This window comes from Occallatibacter riparius, from assembly GCF_025264625.1.
Taxonomy (GTDB): Bacteria; Acidobacteriota; Terriglobia; order Terriglobales; family Acidobacteriaceae; genus Telmatobacter; species Telmatobacter riparius.
Map to the genome: position 1 here is coordinate 2,637,714 of NZ_CP093313.1, position 16,773 is coordinate 2,654,486.

Genomic DNA, 16,773 nt, shown 5'->3' on the forward strand with positions numbered 1-16,773 from the left:
CTGCGCGACAATAAGAACGATGGCTAAGAAACTCCGCGTTGGCATTCTCTTCGGCGGCCGCAGCGGCGAGCACGAAGTCTCGCTCCTCTCCGCCGCCTCCGTCCTCAAGGCAATCGACCGCAAGAAGTTCGACGTGGTGCCCATCGGCATCACCAAGCAGGGCCACTGGCTGGCCCCCGGCGACGCGCACAGCTTACTCGCGGGCGACACGAGCGCGGTTGCACGCCGGCTGCGCGCAGGCGATCCGGAAGCGACGCCCGGCGCCAAGCTGCTGCATGAGGGCATTCCGACGTTGATGGTGCCGGAGCCCGCGAATGGCGAGTCTGCAGCGAAAGCCGCTCTCTCGCCTGCCAGTCCGGCCATGCTCGATGTTGTTTTTCCCGTCCTTCACGGCACCTTCGGCGAAGACGGCACCATTCAGGGCCTCTTCGAGCTCGCCGGCATCCCCTACGTCGGCTCCGGCGTCCTCGGCTCCTCAGCCGGCATGGACAAGGATGTGATGAAGCGCCTGTTCGCCCAGGCCGGACTGCCGATTGTGAAGCACGTCACTATCCTGCGCAGCGAGTGGGAGAAGTCGCCGAAGAAGGCCATTGCGCAGATCGAAAAGGTGCTGAAATATCCGGTGTTCGTGAAGCCCGCGAATCTCGGCTCGTCAGTCGGCATCAGCAAGGCGCACGATCGCAAAACCCTAGGCCCGGCACTGGACGAGGCAGCCAAATACGACCGAAAGCTCGTCATCGAACAGGGCGTCGGCGGAGAACTTCGCAAAGGCAAGCTGGGCCCCAAGGCCCGCGAGCTTGAAGTGGCCGTGCTGGGCAATGACGATCCCAAGGCCAGCGTGGTCGGCGAGATCATTCCCGGCAAGGAGTTCTACGACTACGAAGCCAAGTACCTCTCGGAGGGCTCCGTTCCGATCATTCCCGCCAAGCTGACCAGGGCGGAATCGAAGCAGATTCGCGAGATGGCGGTCGCCGCCTTTCGCGCTTGCGATCTGGCGGGCCTGGCGCGTGTCGACTTCCTCATGGAGCCGTCCGGCAAGCGCCGCATCTACATCAACGAGGTCAACACGCTGCCCGGCTTCACCCAGATCAGCATGTATCCGAAGCTGTGGGAGGCGACTGGCGTGCCCTACACGGAACTGATCACGCGGCTGATCGAGTTCGCCCTGGAGCGCGACTGCGAGAAGAAGCGCAACAGCTATAGCCGAGACGACAAGTGATCGGGTGATCAAGTGGTTAGTTGGTCATGCCGGAGCGGGTAAATAATCGACTACCATGGGCTTAGGGAACTCTCGGCCGGAAAACGGTGTCTAATCCAACAGGAGTCGGCGACCAAATCGGACCACCTGATCACCAGCCTCTATCCCACTGGAGCCCGCATCATGACCCTGCTCGACGCACCCCGATTCGACGAAGCCAAGGATCGCCGCAAGCGCGTTATCGCATATTCATGCGTGGCGGCCTTCACGGCGGCGGTCATCCTGGGCTGGATCGTCTCCGGTTTTCCCATCGACTGGCCCTGGCACTGGTTCGCCCACATGCGCGGCCGCTCCGAGATCAACACCTTCCTCACCGACGTCGAGAAGAACGACATGGCCGCGGCCTACGGCGTTTGGATCCACAACCCCAAATGGCAGCAGCAGAACGCTCCGGACCAGGGCTATACCTTCGCCCGCTTCCAGGAGGACTGGAGCCCGACCAGCCACGACAACGACTACGGCGCCATCAAGCACCACGACATTGCCGCCGCCCGCTTCGCCGGGAACGTGCTGGTGGTCGGCGTCTACATCAACCAGCGCAAGAGCAAGCCGCTCTTCCTGGCCTACGACCCGAAGGCCAAGACACTGAGCTACTCGCCGGTGGAGCTGTATCTGGGTCCGTAGGATGTTAACGGTCTAGTAACATCGCCGAATTTTTCCACATTTTGTGGATATGGTTTTCTGTAGGGAAGGTTTTGCGCATAAGTCGCTTGGTTTGTTAAATTTAGTTCGATTAATATTCGCAAAAAGCGAAGAGATGGAGAAGCAAAAACAGGGGGAGGGGTAGCTAATTGTCTAGTAAACTTCTGCTTATTCCCCCGCGGTTCTCCCTGTGCTTTGAAGTCGGAACACAGCACGGCCTACGTTTATAAGCGTAGCGGATTTAGTGGATTGGGGCTGTGATGGTGGTCACGACCGATTGGGAATGACCAATCTGTGAAGTAGTGCTCTTTCCCTACGCCCTTGGCTGAGCTGACGGAGCTTTTTCGAGGCGTGAGGAGTGGCGCTCCGCGACGAGCCAGCGACCGTCGCGGAGGACCCAAACGTCAGTGATCATGAAATTGCCGGAGATGTCGCGGCCGTTCCACGGGTCGGCGTCCTGCGAGTAGGCCAGAGTGGCGACGGCGACGTCTCCCCAGACTGATACGTTCATGTCGTGGATGACCTGGCGGTGGATGACGTAGTTTGGGAGGGCGGCGAGCCACGCACCTAGCGGGAAACGCGATAGGTCTCGGCCTTCGATGCCGACCAGAAGCTGGTACTCGGGGGCCATGAACTGCTTAGCCGCCGCGACGTCGCGGCGCAGGATGGCTGCGTTCCACTGCTGCTCTGCTTCGCGAACGGCTGCTTCCGCGTGGCTCATGGGGTCTCCGGGGGTAGGGGGTGGGAGGCATGCCGAAGGCGGTTAGGCCTTCAGCTCCGTCAGGGTTTTGTCGAGGCTGGCTGCGTCTTCGACGTTGAGCGCCTTTTGCGTGGAATCGATCTGCTTCATGAGGCCGGTGAGGACTTTGCCGGGTCCGACCTCGATGAAGGTGCCGGCGCCGACAGCGACGAGGGCCTTGACGCAATCCACCCAGCGGACAGCGCCGGTGACCTGGCGGATGAGGGCATCTTTGGCTTCTGCGGCCGTGGTGACGAGGGTGCCGGTGACATTTGCGGCCACGCGCACCTGCGGGTCATTGAGGGTGAGGGCGTCGAGGACGCGGGCGACTTCCTCCTGGGCCGGCTGCATGAGCGCGCAGTGGAACGGCGCGCTGACGGGGAGCATGACAGCGCGCTTGGCGCCCTTCTCCTTGCAGAGGGCGGCGGCTTTTTCAACGGCGGCCGCCGCTCCGGAGATGACGGTCTGCGAGGGCGAATTGAGGTTGGCGGCCTGCACGGTCTGGCCGGTTTCGGCGGCAGCCTGGGCGCAGGCTTCAGCCACCAGCGCGGGATCGAGCATAAGGACCGCGGCCATGGCGCCCTGTCCGGGTGCGACGGCTTGCTGCATCGCCTTGCCGCGGGCCTTCACGGAGCGGACCGCGTCCGCAAAGCTCAGCGTGCCGGCGGCGACGTGCGCGGACCACTCGCCGAGCGAGTGTCCCGCGGCCAGGGTCGGCTTGATGCCCTTCTCGGCGAGAACCCGAAAGGCGGCGACGCTGACGGTGAGGATAGCGGGCTGGGTGTTCTCGGTGAGGCGGAGGTCCGATTCGGGTCCTTCGAAGCACAGCTTCGAGATGGAGAAGCCGAGGGCTTCGTCGGCTTCTGCGAAGGTTTGTTTGGCGACGGGAAACTGCTCGGACAGCTCGCGGCCCATGTCGACGGCCTGCGATCCCTGTCCCGGAAAGAGAAAGGCGATGTTCGTACTCATGTCGTAGAGAATTTTATCGCTCCGGGCACCTGCGGTGCGGCCACTGCGCCTTCGGCGCCATTCGGCACCTGCGGTGCGGCTAACTGCGCCTTCGGCGCCATTCGGCACCTGCGGTGCGGCTAACTGCGCCTTCGGCGCCATTCGGCACCTGCGGTGCGGCTAACTGCGCCTTCGGCGCCATTCGGCACCTGCGGTGCGGCTAACTGCGCCTTCGGCGCCATCCGAGCTGGAATGAGGTTCGCGGTGTTGTGCCGCGACAGAGACGAGTCGCCAGGGATCTGGGCTGGATGGAGATCCTCCCACCCAAGCAGAGCTTGGATGGGGCACCCGCTCTCGTCCGGTGTTCGGTTTCGGCACAACATCGCGCTTTTGCGGACAGTTCCAGCATTGCTTGCGGTGCACTAGCTGCAGTTGGCTGTGGCCATGGGCGGCGGGTTGCACCGTGGATGCGGGACTTGCATTTCTCGGAGGCCGGTTTGAGACGTTCCGCGCTCGGGGCAGGATGGGGGCTTGAGATAGGTCTTGGACGTGCTTGCTCCAGGACGCGGAACAAATTTCCCTCACGCCTGGAGAAACTCAATGGACATGCGATCTTTTGGTCGACTTGGTGCCGTTTGCCTGTTCACCGCCACGATGTGTGCTGCCGCCGCGGGTGCGGCCACCGATCCTATGGCTGGGACCTGGAAGATGAATCCTGCAAAGAGCAAGCTGACGGACGAGATGAAGGTGACGGAAGCCGGTCCAAATACATACATGCTGAACTTTTCCGGCGACAACACGGAGACCATCGTGGCCAACGGCACGGATCAGCCAGGCCTGTTCGGCTCGACATTCGCGATCACTGTGCTGTCTCCGCATCGTTGGAAGATGGTGCGCAAGACGGGCGGCACAGTGACGATCTCGGCGATCTGGGAACTCTCGGATGACGGCAACACGCTCACGGACCACTTCACCGGCTACAGAGCAGACGGATCGACGACGGATCTGCTCTATAAGTACACGCGGATCGATGGCGGCTCAGGCTTTGCGGGAACCTGGGAGAGCACGGAGGAGCAGGTCAACTCTTCGTTCGAGATGCAGATTGAGACGTATGCGGGAGATGGGCTCTCGTTCATCAATCCGGCGCAGAAGATGACGAAGAACATCAAGTTCGACGGCAAGGACTATACGGCCGAGGGGCCTAATCTGCCGGCGGGCTACGCCACTTCAGGAAGGCGGCTGAGCGCCCAATCGGTTGAACTGACGGACAAGATCAACGGCAAGGTTCTGGACATGCAACAGGTGGAGGTTGCGCCGGATGGCAAGAGTCTGACGATCACGACGCAGATTCCCGGGCGCAGGAAGCCGAATATTCAGGTCTTCGAGCGGGAGTGAGGGTGGACGCATTCAAAGAGCGAACAGCAGGTTCTCGCGATGTTGCGTGGAGGATCCGAGCGCGGCCTCATTCAGCCGCATGACTCCGCAGCGCATGAGATAGTCGGCAGTTGCGTCGAACTCCACTGAGCTGACAGTAGGGTCCTCCGAGGAACCTGGCGGGATGAAGAGGACCATGCCTTGTCTTGCCCGGGTCAGGAGAACGCGATAGGCATTGCGGCGGAAGGTCTGCTTGTCGGGATTCTTGATCTGAATCCATCGATTGGTAGAGCCGGGGCGGAAGTTGCGCAATTGCCAGTTGCGATGAGAGTCGCTCCATATGAAGTCACCTCCCCAACAGAGGCCGATCCAGTCGAGTTCGAGACCTTGAATTTCGAACTCCGTCGCGAACACCTCGCATTGGAAACTGGAACGGACGTCCGCCTGATCCGCGAGATACCAGTGCTCCCACGGGTATTCAGCGTGAAAGCTGGAACTGGGTTCAAGACCCTCAGCCCGAAGACGAGCCGCTCCCGAGGATCCGACTAGTCCAAAGCGGTTTCCACCGATCCCCTGACGGCGTAGACAGGTCCGAACCTCTTGCAGGTCGCGCGAGAGAAAGATCGGAAAGCGCTTTGCGATTTCAAGCGCAGATGCATCCTTGGGACGACCGTCAAGGACATGGTTGACCCACTGCGCGAGCTTCTCAGCGCGAAGGCTACGATTGGAGGTTCGAAGATGCAGAGACTCATTCGTGAGAACCCTTGTCTGTGATGAGTCACCTTCAAAGAGACGATGCCCCGCGGTGGATGCGCCACCCTGCAAGACCTCAGGAGATGCATAGACGGTCCAGTCTTTCGGGCGTTCGGCAAGGGCCTTGCCCCACTCTTCAAGACCGGCTTCGCCGTCATTGATTTCTTGTCCGCCACCGACGAGTGCGATGACCGCCGCCCAGTCCCGATGCCGCTCCATGATATTCAGAAGCATCTCGGGTTCGGAGTAATCTCGATTGAACTTCTTTTTGTTCTGCGCGCGGTTCCATGCACGTTGGGCTTCGTCGAAGATGACGGCGTGGTTTGACGGAACGCCGAGGTTGTCTTCTGTGTGGTATCGGGCAAAAACATGCACGTTCTCAATCAGAGTCTTTGCTTTAACGCGGGCGTCAGGTGCACTGTCGCCGGTTTTACGGCTCTCCTGCGTGAACAGGTGCTGAAGCACCTTCACGAGCGGTCCATTGCCGCTCATGAAATGGACGGCATCCGAGGTGTTCGCGCTATCCAGGTGAGCGAGGCTCAAGCCGACCAGCGTTTTGCCCGATCCGGGGACTCCGGTAAGAAAACAGATGATGTGTTTCTTTTGAGACCTCGCCTCGTCCACGTACTTCTGGATCGTATCGCGGACTGTTTCGATCTCATGCTCAGACGCTTCAGAGTGCGCGATCTCGCGGATAGATAAACCCGTCCGCAGCTGTTTTGCAGCTTCGATGATGGTGGGCACGGGATGATAGGGGCTGTCGTCCCATTGTTCCGGGTGAAGCTGCTCGCGTCCGTTGCGGGCGACTGCAAGAAGAACGTTGGCGAGGCTCTCCCACGGAGTCTTCATTACGTTCGCTATCCAGTAGGTGGCGAGTTGGGGGAACATTTCCATCTGCCGGATTGGATCGAGTTCGGGTTCGTTGGCATGGGGCGAAACGATGATTGGAAAGATGCGGTGGTCGGCCGATGCTTTATGGAAATAGTGCAGTAAGAGTGCGTACTCCTCGATTTGGCGGCGTGCCTCGGTGAAAGCGCTTCCGGACTTCGCCTCGAGGACAACGATGTTATTTGCGATCAGCAGAACGATGTCGATGCGAAGTTCTTTCCGAGGGATGGAGTACTCGAAGAGGATGCCCCAGTTGGTGGCGTCGGGGTGCTCTTCAACGCAATGTTGGAGAGCGGAACGAAGCGAGCCGATGTCGCTCTTCCAGGTGAGCGTTTGGTCGGTGTATTGACTGGTGTAGCCGCGACGAGCGTAACCGATGGAAAGACGAGCGAGAATCTGCTCGTCGGATAGCGAGAGGAATTCACCCAAGGTGGACCGGTGGAAGGATGGCACCGATTCATAGTACCTGGTGCGCTGCTGATTGTTGATCCGGGTTCGGAAGGTCCGCCCTACGACTGCGGGCGTGTTTGCCGATCAGGCCAGGTTGTCGGGTTGGAAGCCGGCTAGTTGCATGGCGCGGTCGGCTTCGGGGTTGCGCATGAAGGTCTGCCAGACCATTCCGGTGCGGAGGTTCTCGGCCATGAGGACGCTGATGCCGAGGTCGATGCCGAGGACGTCGGGGTTGTACCAGTTGGCTGATGGGTTGAAGGCGTCGACAAAGCCATAGCGGCCCCACGCTTTGTTGCCGAAGCGCGCGCGGAGATTGCGCTGGACGCGGAGGCACTCGGTGGGTAGGAAGGGGAGCGAGCCAGCAGTGGCGGAGGGGACTACGGTGCCGTCGATCATGCCCCGAGAAGGTGGGCCGCCCCAGACGGTGTAGCCACGCATGGAATCGGATGCGGTGATGCCCCAGAGATCGTCGCGATACCACTTGGGCATGGAGAGGCAGAAGGCGCGGTGTGCGCGGGTCGCGGTGACGGAGTTTTGGAAGTAGTTGGTGTAGCCGTCGCGCTTGTGGCGGAAGTCGAACCAGGCGTGCGAGTACTGGTGGGTGAAGATGGGGTCGTTGCCGCTGATGTAGTTGAAGCCGGCGTACTGGATGCGCGGACGCGAGAAGGCTTTCCAGGTATCGGGCGAGACGGGGTGCGTGGGTGAGCCGATGGCGAGCAGGTAGATCATCATCAGCTCGCAGTAGTGGTTCCAGCGGCCGGAGAGGAAGCCGGACTCGGGTTTCCAGCCCATGGAGAAGGCGGGCCCACCGTTGAACATCCAGGGCCAGTCGACGCGCTCGTAGATCTGCTGGGCTAGGGATTGGATCTTCGCGTCAGAGAAATAGGCGCGGGCGGTGAGGACGCCGCAGAGAAGGATGGCAGTGTCGATGGAGGAGAGTTCGACACGATCCCAGCGCACGCCGGTTTCGACGTCGGTGAAGTGGTAGAAGAAGCCGCGGAGTTGGGGCATGCGGTTCAGGTGCCAGTCGAGGGCGGTGCGGACGCGCTCCATGACTTCTTCGTGGGGAAGGTAGCCATGGCTGTCGGCGATGCAGAGGGCGGTGAGGCCGAATCCAGTAGCGGCGATGGAGGCCAGGCGGCGGGGATCGCGGGCGCCTTTGAGGTTGTTGCGGGCGCGGTCGAGGACCTGGCCGGTGTTGGGGCTGGCTTGCTCGTAGAAGTAGAGACAGCCCTGACGGATCAGGTCGTCAAGGAAGGCGTCGTCGTCGCGATTGAGACGGAGCGCCTGGCCCGCGAAGGCAAGGCTGGCCGGCGCGACTGCGCAGCCAGCGGTCAGCGCCATAAGCCGCAGGACCTGACGCCGATCGAGCATCGGCATGTTGCTTGAATCCCCAGTTCAGTCACCGGCCGGCCCAGACGTGCAACGATCTCAAGCCGAGGGTCCCCATTCCTCCGGTCCAGCGGAAACTCCGCCTCCCGGAACCCCGGCGCACCTATGAGTGCAGACAACGGCAATTGGTGATGTGAACAGGATGACAGGGATGGAGGCGCGCGGCAAGGAAACATTTCTTAAGAATTCCGGATACCGGAAAGCGGCGGGGATGACGGATCTGGTGCGCGGGAAGCGGGTGGGATCCATGTGCGGATGATGGGGAGTTTAGAACTGAAGCATGAGTCTGCGGCGGGTGATGAAGGGCGGCTGGGTGGATCGGAAGGCCGGACCGCGCGGGCCGAATGGACGAGGGATCTGCCGCTGGTGCTCGCTGGAGGTTCCGCCGCGGAGGTATACGTTTTGTTCCGCCTATTGCGTGCATGAGTGGAAGCTGCGGACGCAGCCGGGCTATGTGCGGGACAAGGTGTTTGAGCGGGATCGGGGAGTCTGCGCGTGCTGCGGGGTGGATGCGCCGGCGGCGGAACGGCAGTTGCGGTATTCGCGAGGGACTCGGCGTGCAGAGCTGCTGAAGCACTGGGGATTGAAGACGCGGACGCGGAAGAGCTTGTGGGATGCGGATCACATTGTGCCGGTGGCCGAAGGCGGCGGAGAGTGCGATCTGGAGAATATCCGGACGCTGTGCTTAAGGTGTCATCGGGTGGTGACGGTGGAGTTGCGGGTGAGGATGAGGGCAGGGGGGCGATCTATTGCACCGTAAAGGTGGCCCTACCAATGGTCGCTGACAGGCCGAGCGAATCGTAGCCTACAGCTGAAACCGTGTGCGTACCCAACGACAATCCCGAAGCCGCGTAGGTCAAGGACCAGCCGGAGTATTTATATGCAGCGTTGTTGTATGCGGCGGCCACATCTGGCCGATAAAGGCTCAGAGTAGCGTCACCCGCGTTGTTTCCATCGATCAAGATTTGCACCCGGCTCACGGGAGCGCCATCCTGCGGGTCTAGTGCCCAGCCCCCGACCACCAGATTATCCGCCTGGCTGACGGTCCTCGAGTGTGTCCGCGCATCCATGACTTGACTGATCGCGCCCCACGGAGGACCGACGCTCGTAGTAGCCACTGTGAAGGTGGCTGTGCTGAACATCCCCGAAAGGTTTAGTGAGTCGTAACCCACAGCCGAAACCGTGTGTTTCCCCAGCGACAACCCCAATGCCGGATAGGTGAAGGTCCAGCCGGAGTTCAGATAGGCAGGATTGTTGTAAGCGGCAGCTACATCGGGACGGGCCAGACTCAATGTGGCATTGCCCGCGTCGCTTCCGTCGATCAAGATTTGCACCCTGCTCACGGGAGCCCCGTCCTGCGGGTCCAGTGCCCAGCCCCCGACCACCAGATTATCCGCCTGGCCGACGGTCGACGAGTGTGTCCGCGCATCCATGGCTTGACTGATCGCGCCCCAGGGCGAGCCGACGCTCGTAGTAGCAACGGTGAAGGTGGTTAGGTCGAGCCTCCCTGCAAGGCCTAGAGAATCGTAGCCCACCGCCGAAACCGTATGTTTTCCCAGCGACAACCCCGATGCCGGATAGGTGAAGGTCCAGCCGGAGTTCAGATAGGCAGGATTGTTGTAAGCAGCAGCCACATCGGGACGGGGCAGACCCAACGTGGCGTTGCCTACACCTTTTCCGTCGATCAGGACCTGCACCGTGTTCACAGGAGAGCTATCCGGCAGGTCTAATGCCCAGCCCCCGACCACCAGCGTGTCTGCCTGGGCGACGGTTTTCGAGTGTGTCCGTGCATCCATGGCCTGACTGATCGCGCCCCAGGGCGGGGAAACGGGGGATATCGTGTCGGAACTGCTTTCGGCGTACAGCGCATCGCCCTCATAGACGGCCTTGACCTGATGCCCAGCCGGGACGCGGATGCCGCTCAGCGTGGCGGTGGCGGTCGTAGTTAGCTTGTTGATTACCACGCCCATGCCCCCAGGGTACTGCGTCAGCTCGGCTTCGAAATCCTCGATGCCGTCCCCGTTGAAGTCCGCCCCATCACGGAGGTTGACTTCTCCCGGGATATCGATCGCCGGTTCGAACGTTCCGTCTCCGTTGGCCGGGAGTATGAAAGAGACTTCGTGGTAATTCACATATTTACTTCCCGCGAGATCCGCTATGGAGTCCCCGTTGAAATCCCCTATCAACGAGGCGAGTGGTGAGGTATAGGACGCCCTCTTAAAGCCGCCGCCGCTTTCCCCAAGAAGCACCCATTGCCCCACCGAATCCCCCGAAACCCCCGCATCCAAGTCCAGGAGACCGTCTTGGTTGAAGTCCGCAACGGCTAGATAAAAAGAATAGCCCGGGTGTTCGCCCGTGTCTTGGGTCGCGTAAAAGGTACCGTCGCCCTTGCCCATGAATATGCCCACTTCCGAGTCAGGGGGTGGATAAAGTGAACCAGCTATATCTAGGTTGCCGTCGCCATTGAAGTCTCCCACCCCTAGGGGGCTAAGCCCACCCGTCGGGAACGTAACCTCCGCGCGGAAGGTGCCGTCACCATTTCCCAGCAATATACCCGACGTCGTTTGCATGTGGGACACCGCGAGATCAGGCATGCCGTCTCCATCGAAGTCCGCCACCGCCATGCCCCTGACATAATCGTTATCGTTTATTGTTATCGGGACGTCAATCGCCGGTCCGAACGTTCCATCGCCCTTGCCCAGGAGCACTTTAAGTGGGCCGACATCCCCGGAGGGGAAGACGAGGGTTGCGGCACTGATCACAACATCAAGATTGCCGTCTCCGTTGAAGTCTCCCACTGCCATGCAGTACGTGTGACCAATGTCGTCATGAATATCGTCTTGGGAAGTTCCCAGCGCGTTGAATGTGCCATCTCCGTTGCCCAGCATCATTGTCCGCCAACCTGAGACATTGCTTCCCGAGCTTTCTTTCGTTTTGACGAACACATCCGGAATGCCGTCCCCATTGAAGTCCCCGACGACCTTCGCACCACCAATCCTAGGGGCATTGACGATGGTGAAGCTCTGCGCCAGCGTGCCCGTTCCCAACTGGGCAGTTCCCAGAACCGCGTTGGCATCTGATCGATCGACAAAGGACACCTTCCCCGTCGGCGCGATCCGGCTTGCTGATCCCGTAACGCTCGCCTTGAGGGTATAAATCCCCTGCCGCCCCGTTCCGCTCTGCGTAATCGAGGTGGACGTCGCGCCGTCCGTCACGCTCAGGGTGGAGGCTGGCGATGTGCTGGGCAAATAGCTTCGCGTACCCGCAAACACTGCCTTGATGCTGTTTTCACCCAGCCGAGGCCGCAACCTCAGCACTGCCGTGCCCGCAGATGTGAGCTGGGCCGAGCCCAGAATGTGAACGTCTGTACAATATGCAGCCGCCGCATCGCAGAAGTTAACCAATCCCCTGGTCAGCGGTGTCGATCCGGACTTCACGGTTGCCGTCAGTGTCAGCACGTCCCCGAGGGAAACTGAGCTCGCCACCGCACCCCCCGCGGTCGTCACTTGAAGATCCACGGTGGTGCTAACAGCCTGCGCGCTGGCCCACGGTGCGCAACACGCACTCCAAAGCAAAAATGCTGAAAACAACGCTGAGAGCGGCTGAGTGGTCGTTCCGCACATGAGGGCGTCCCTCCCTTAGCTCGATTCGCGGGGGAGATTTTACGCATCATGATTGGAAGACACCGTGATCACCGGTACGTTGGAATGTGACAAAGTCCACACGGGGGCAATGGGCCGCGGAAGGAAGGTTAGGGGCGGCGTGATTGAAGACCATAATCGAGCTGGGTGATCGCGAGGAGGCCGCTGCGAAGCTGGGGGCAATCATGGGCGAGTATCGACATTCCTTCGAGAACGGTGACGTGGAAGGCGAAAAATACAGGTCGACCAACGTTTTGAGCAGATTCGATTCACATTACGAGCTTGCATTGGAGTTCTACAACGGTCACACATGCGAGCGCGAAGGCAATGCCAGGTAGCGGCGCGCAGGTGCTTTCGTCGATTTGCAGAAAGATGATGAGGGCCGAAGCTGTCGTTCGAGATTGTTGCAGCAGCCACCGGGTGGAACTGGCCAATCCCAGGGGGGAGTGTGTAGGTTGACCGATTGCGGGAACCGGGGCGGCTACGACGGTATGAAGTTCAGTCTCCGCGAAAAATTGAAGGCGGGCGCCGAGGCAAAGTAGTTGCCCGGGGGTTGAAGCCCGACTTGATTCCTGGCGTTCGGCACTGTTGAACAGCTAGTCGAAAAAGTCGGCAGGGGACGGCTCAATCATCGGGTGGTTACGGTTGCGCTGCGGGTGAGGATGAGGGTAGGGGAAATCTGGATCTATCGAGTCAGTTATCCGGGTAAACTATTGATTAAGAATCTGCTTTAATGAGAATTCCCTGGCCGGTAGGGACCGTCAGAATCATTCGATTCTTGCTGGCTGCAAAGTCGTTCCATGCGCGGTGTTGAGTCTCGTAGTCAGTAAACGCATAGTCGTCGAGGACAACAATTGCACCGGGCGACAACTTAGGCCATAAACGTTCGATGCTGGCTATCTCTGGGGCAGCGTTATTCAGGTCGATAGAGAGGTATGCGATTCGTTCGATCTGCGCTGTTGCGAGGCTGTCCGGAAGAACTCCCCGAACAAGTCTGGCGTTCGGGAATGGTGCGAAATTGCTTCGGGCCACGTCATAACAGTCAAAATAGGAGACCGCGTTCAACTCTGCGGCATGCGCCCTCTCCTCCGCCGACACTCGCTCTACGGGAATACCCTCGAAAGTGTCGAAGAGCCAGAATGTTCGATTCAACGTTGCGAAGTTCAGGAAATGGCCGACGGTCAGCGATAGTAGACCCGTGTTGACGCCGCATTCAACGAAATCCCCCTCCAGTAAGAGAGCGTTTCGGGCTGCCCAGCAGCAGACGTGAGCACGCCACCGAACATCAGGTACTCCGTTCGGCCAGCCCGCCCTATTCAGACGGATGGACTCGTGGTAGGCGTGATCGAATGCGCTTTCCGAAAGCGCGGAGAGGTTTTTGCCTCTCACCGCAACCCCATCAGCGTGATAGTCGGATTTGCGAAGAAGCAGAATTCCCCGCCGTTCGAGCCAGGTTCTGATTCCCAATCCCATGCTGATTTGATCCTTTCCGCAAGAGTTTCAGCGTCCGGCTGATTGGTATTGCGAGAGGAAGGAGCTTGTCGAGGATGCGTCTAAGGTACCACGTCCAGCATGGCGACAGTGAGCGCGCCATGACAGATCGATCCTGGATTACGCACAGACAGAGCAGCCGCTCAGTTCCAGCGGGAGCGGTCGTTGTGGTCTTCGTCGATCTGGCGGCCGCGGCTGTCGAGGCGGACGGTGCGGCCCTGCTTCTTCATGTAGATCTCGAATTTGCGTCCGGCGCGGCGGCGCTTCCAGCGATAGTAGCGGTTGCGAAGGCCGTATAGCCATTCGCTGGTCATGAAGGAGAGCCCTTTGCGCGGGGCGAAGCGGATGAAGAGCAGGCCGGCGAGTGCGCCGCCGAGCTGGGAGAGGGCCACGATCCAGCTTTGGCTGAAGAGCATGGCGAACGCGACGAGCGCGTAGATCAGAGCCATGTATTTGGCTTTGATGTTGATGATGAACATCATCATGAATTCGGTTTCGCCGTAGAGCACACCGATGGCGACGAGAAGGCCGAAGATTCCGCCGAAGCAGCCAAAAAGCACGGAGGAGGGGAGGACGCCGCGCCCGAGGCGGTCGGCTATGTCGTATGTGGCCGCGGCGGTGAGGGCGGTGCCCAGGACGGAAGAGGCGTAGAGGCCGGTGAGCCAGCCTGAGTCTCGGTATTGCTCGAGGAAGCCGAGCAGAAACCAGAGGGAGAGCAGCTCGAAGAGAGTCTGGGTGATTCCGACGTGGATGAAGCTGTAGGTGAAGGGCTGCCACAAGTAGCCATGCAGGAAGAGCGGCGGGTTGAACGAGAGGATGCCAAAGAGCATCCGGCCCATAGCGGGCGCGGTGAAGCCGATAACCAGAAGGGCGAAGTACGCGATCAGGTTTGCGAGTAGCAGCTTTCGGGTGGTTCCCTTGAATTCGGGGAACCCAAACGGCATTGAGCCCATTCTGGCCATCGTTGTTCAGGTTAACGCGAGCGACGCGGCGGTGTCATTCTGTTCGTACTGACAGGGTTAAGGGACGACCACGATGCCGCGGTGGCCGGCGGCGTCGACGGCGCGAACGCCGAAGATTACGTTGTCTTTGGAAATGGGCACGGTGACGGTAAGCGGACCGTTGTTGGCAGCGGGGGAAATCTTCTTTACGTACTGCCAGTCGGGCATGATGGTGTCTCTCCAGAGCAGCTCGTAATGATCGACTTTGCCGGGAGCGCCTTCCCATTTGAGGGTGGTGCCATTCTCGAGCTTCTCCGCGTCGATTTGCACCTTTTGGGGTTCACCTGGAGAGGAGGCGAGGGTAGCAAGCGTGGCGGCGTTGAGCCGGGCAACCTTTGCGACGTAGGTGAAGTCTACAAAGTCCACAAGGTCGCCGAGCACGGGATTTGCGTCACGCTGCACGTTCTGGTGCTGGTGGTTGTAGTCTTCGCGCCACTCAGTGATGCGTACGGCGGCGAAGCCCTCACGATTGAAGGAGCTATGATCTCCACCGCGCAGATAACGGTCGGGCCGGGAAACCAGAAAAGCATCGAAGGAGGTGCGGGTTTTGGCGGGGAAGTAGGATTGCGAGGCTTCCTGCATGGCGCGGGCAAGCTCGCGACTGGGCGAGTCGTTCTCGTTGCCGATGGCGCGAATGCGGCGGGCCTGCTCGGGGGTGGCGGAGACGGGAACGCCTTCAGAGAACACGCGAACGCGGTCTTTGAGCTGGAGGGTGTCGCCTGGAGTGGTGTTGCCGCCGACGATGTCGTTGTTAAGCACTCCGAGGAGATTCCAGCCCTGCTCTTTGGCGACTTTGGCCAAGTGCGCGGAGCCGACGAGGCCCTGTTCTTCTCCAGCGACGGCGACGAAGACGAGGCTGGCAGGGAACTTCATCTTGCTGAGTACGCGAGCGCATTCGAGGGAGACGGCCACGCCGGAGGCATCGTCGTTGGCGCCGGGCGCGAAGCCGTGGTCATCAAGCACGTTGGTGTTGCGCGAATCGTAGTGGCCGGTGACGAGGTACATGGTGTTGGCCTGAGCGGAGTCAGAGCCGCGCAGGATGGCGTAGACGTTAGTCATGCGCGTGGGCCTGGGGATGCGCTTTGCCCACTGGGTGCCTTCAGTGCTCTTGGGATCGGCTGTGAAGGTGTCGCGGCGGACGTCGAGGCAGCCATTGCAAGCGGTGGAGATCTGCTGGAACTGATCGTAGATCCAGTCGGCGGCGGGCTGGATGCCAGTGCCGGCGGGGAGATCGGTTTCCATGCTGGAAAGGGAGTTGCGGGTCTGGAAGCTGACCAGCTTTTCGATGATCTGGCGGATGCGGGCCGAGTCAACGCTGGCGATAGCGCGGGCGATGGCCGGATTGGCGGGTGCGGCGGCGAACGGGCGTGCCTGCCGCATGTAGTCGGGCTGAGCGTCGCAGAACTGAGCGCAAATGAAGATTCCAAAGGCAGCAAGCAGGGGAGCGAGGCGCATAATGAGTTCTCCTGGGAGGGGCGTTTTCAACTCTCTGGGGAGCAATCGAAGGCGGGTGCCCTCTTGACCTACGGGGGGCATCCATCTAAAACTAGCGGAGTCGAACTCCAAGTAAACGCAATCCTACAGTACGACGCTGCAAGGTCTATTTTGGGAAAGAGAGGTTTGGGTCATGGCGAGCTGCCCTGAATGCGAGAGCGATCTCGATATTGAACTTGATGAGGTGGAAGAAGGCGATGTGGTTTCGTGCGAAGAGTGCGGGACCGAGTATGAAGTAGTTGCGGTCGATCCTTTAGAGCTGTCCCGCGTGGGTGAGGATGACGAAGAGGATGACGAAGACTACACCGAAGAGGAAGAGGAAGAGGAAGAATGAGATATCGCACACGTCTGGTAGCGGGTGTTGTTCTGGCTGCGGCCGCTCTGGGATTTGCTCCCATAGCCAGCCGGATGGCCGTGCCTTCTGCCGAGGCGCAGAATATAGGGCAGCGCGTGGTAAACGGGTCGGTTATGGATGCGGAGTCAGGCGCGGTTGTGGGGGCAACTGTATTCCTGCGCAATACGAAGACCAAGGCCATTCGCAGCTATACATCGACGAAGGACGGGCGTTTCCGCTTTGCCCAGGTTGATATGTCACAGGACTTCGACCTTTGGGCCGAGAAGGAAGGCAAGAAGAGCCCGACCAAGACCATCAGCTCGTGGGACACACGCAAAGACGTGGAGACGGAGCTGAAGCTGAAGTAA

General features: G+C 60.3%; 15 protein-coding genes. 7 read left to right on the top strand and 8 right to left on the bottom strand.

Annotation, left to right across the window (positions count from 1 at the left end; genetic code table 11):
* Nucleotides 1–19 precede the first annotated feature (19 nt).
* On the top strand, nucleotides 20–1,219 hold the full coding sequence (locus MOP44_RS10620) for a D-alanine--D-alanine ligase family protein (RefSeq protein ID WP_260796008.1): 1,200 nt from the start codon (nucleotides 20–22) through the stop codon (nucleotides 1,217–1,219).
* 162 nt (nucleotides 1,220–1,381) lie between these two features.
* Complete coding sequence (locus tag MOP44_RS10625) at nucleotides 1,382–1,882, top strand: hypothetical protein (protein ID WP_260796009.1); 501 nt, start codon at nucleotides 1,382–1,384, stop codon at nucleotides 1,880–1,882.
* A 331-nt stretch (nucleotides 1,883–2,213) separates the two neighbouring features.
* Here the strand turns inward: MOP44_RS10625 and MOP44_RS10630 are convergent, their stop codons facing one another.
* Entirely contained in the window at nucleotides 2,214–2,621 is a 408-nt protein-coding gene (locus MOP44_RS10630; RefSeq protein ID WP_260796010.1) for a YybH family protein, read from the bottom strand.
* Nucleotides 2,622–2,663: 42 nt separating this feature from the next.
* On the bottom strand, nucleotides 2,664–3,608 hold the full coding sequence (fabD, locus tag MOP44_RS10635) for an ACP S-malonyltransferase (protein WP_260796011.1): 945 nt from the start codon (nucleotides 3,606–3,608) through the stop codon (nucleotides 2,664–2,666).
* A gap of 579 nt (nucleotides 3,609–4,187) precedes the next feature.
* On the opposite strand from fabD, the gene MOP44_RS10640 reads away from it, so the two are divergent.
* Nucleotides 4,188–4,982, top strand: coding sequence for a hypothetical protein (locus tag MOP44_RS10640; RefSeq protein WP_260796012.1), 795 nt, complete (start codon nucleotides 4,188–4,190; stop codon nucleotides 4,980–4,982).
* A 12-nt stretch (nucleotides 4,983–4,994) separates the two neighbouring features.
* Here MOP44_RS10640 and MOP44_RS10645 read toward each other — a convergent pair whose 3' ends face one another.
* Together MOP44_RS10645 and MOP44_RS10650 are read right to left on the bottom strand one after the other, a co-directional pair.
* Nucleotides 4,995–7,055: a DUF2075 domain-containing protein gene (locus MOP44_RS10645; RefSeq protein ID WP_260796013.1), complete on the bottom strand. Its 2,061-nt coding sequence runs from the start codon at nucleotides 7,053–7,055 to the stop codon at nucleotides 4,995–4,997.
* 81 nt (nucleotides 7,056–7,136) lie between these two features.
* A complete protein-coding gene (locus MOP44_RS10650; protein ID WP_260796014.1) occupies nucleotides 7,137–8,432 on the bottom strand; it encodes a glucoamylase family protein in 1,296 nt (431 codons plus the stop codon).
* 292 nt (nucleotides 8,433–8,724) lie between these two features.
* Between MOP44_RS10650 and MOP44_RS10655 the strand changes: the two genes are divergently transcribed.
* Entirely contained in the window at nucleotides 8,725–9,204 is a 480-nt protein-coding gene (locus tag MOP44_RS10655; protein WP_260796015.1) for an HNH endonuclease, read from the top strand.
* On the opposite strand, the gene MOP44_RS10660 is transcribed toward MOP44_RS10655, so the two are convergent.
* Nucleotides 9,191–11,929 (bottom strand): FG-GAP-like repeat-containing protein, encoded by a 2,739-nt coding sequence (locus MOP44_RS10660; RefSeq protein WP_260796016.1) that lies wholly within the window; start codon nucleotides 11,927–11,929, stop codon nucleotides 9,191–9,193. The genes MOP44_RS10655 and MOP44_RS10660 overlap by 14 nt on opposite strands.
* A gap of 281 nt (nucleotides 11,930–12,210) precedes the next feature.
* Between MOP44_RS10660 and MOP44_RS10665 the strand changes: the two genes are divergently transcribed.
* Nucleotides 12,211–12,423 carry a hypothetical protein gene (locus MOP44_RS10665; RefSeq protein ID WP_260796017.1) on the top strand — a complete coding sequence of 71 codons (213 nt, stop codon included), beginning with the start codon at nucleotides 12,211–12,213 and terminating at the stop codon, nucleotides 12,421–12,423.
* Nucleotides 12,424–12,802: 379 nt separating this feature from the next.
* On the opposite strand, the gene MOP44_RS10670 is transcribed toward MOP44_RS10665, so the two are convergent.
* The 3 genes from MOP44_RS10670 to MOP44_RS10680 all read right to left on the bottom strand — a co-directional run bounded on the left by MOP44_RS10670 (nucleotide 12,803) and on the right by MOP44_RS10680 (nucleotide 16,032).
* Nucleotides 12,803–13,558, bottom strand: coding sequence for a TylF/MycF family methyltransferase (locus tag MOP44_RS10670; protein ID WP_260796018.1), 756 nt, complete (start codon nucleotides 13,556–13,558; stop codon nucleotides 12,803–12,805).
* A gap of 161 nt (nucleotides 13,559–13,719) precedes the next feature.
* Nucleotides 13,720–14,538, bottom strand: coding sequence for a rhomboid family intramembrane serine protease (locus tag MOP44_RS10675; protein ID WP_260796019.1), 819 nt, complete (start codon nucleotides 14,536–14,538; stop codon nucleotides 13,720–13,722).
* 57 nt (nucleotides 14,539–14,595) lie between these two features.
* Nucleotides 14,596–16,032, bottom strand: a complete 1,437-nt coding sequence (locus MOP44_RS10680) for a M28 family peptidase (protein ID WP_260796020.1) — start codon at nucleotides 16,030–16,032, stop codon at nucleotides 14,596–14,598.
* 172 nt (nucleotides 16,033–16,204) lie between these two features.
* Between MOP44_RS10680 and MOP44_RS10685 the strand changes: the two genes are divergently transcribed.
* The gene (locus MOP44_RS10685) at nucleotides 16,205–16,405 is read left to right on the top strand and encodes a hypothetical protein (RefSeq protein WP_260796021.1); all 201 of its coding nucleotides are present in this window, start codon (nucleotides 16,205–16,207) and stop codon (nucleotides 16,403–16,405) included.
* On the top strand, nucleotides 16,402–16,773 hold the full coding sequence (locus tag MOP44_RS10690) for a carboxypeptidase-like regulatory domain-containing protein (protein ID WP_260796022.1): 372 nt from the start codon (nucleotides 16,402–16,404) through the stop codon (nucleotides 16,771–16,773). Before MOP44_RS10685 ends, MOP44_RS10690 begins: the two co-directional genes overlap by 4 nt.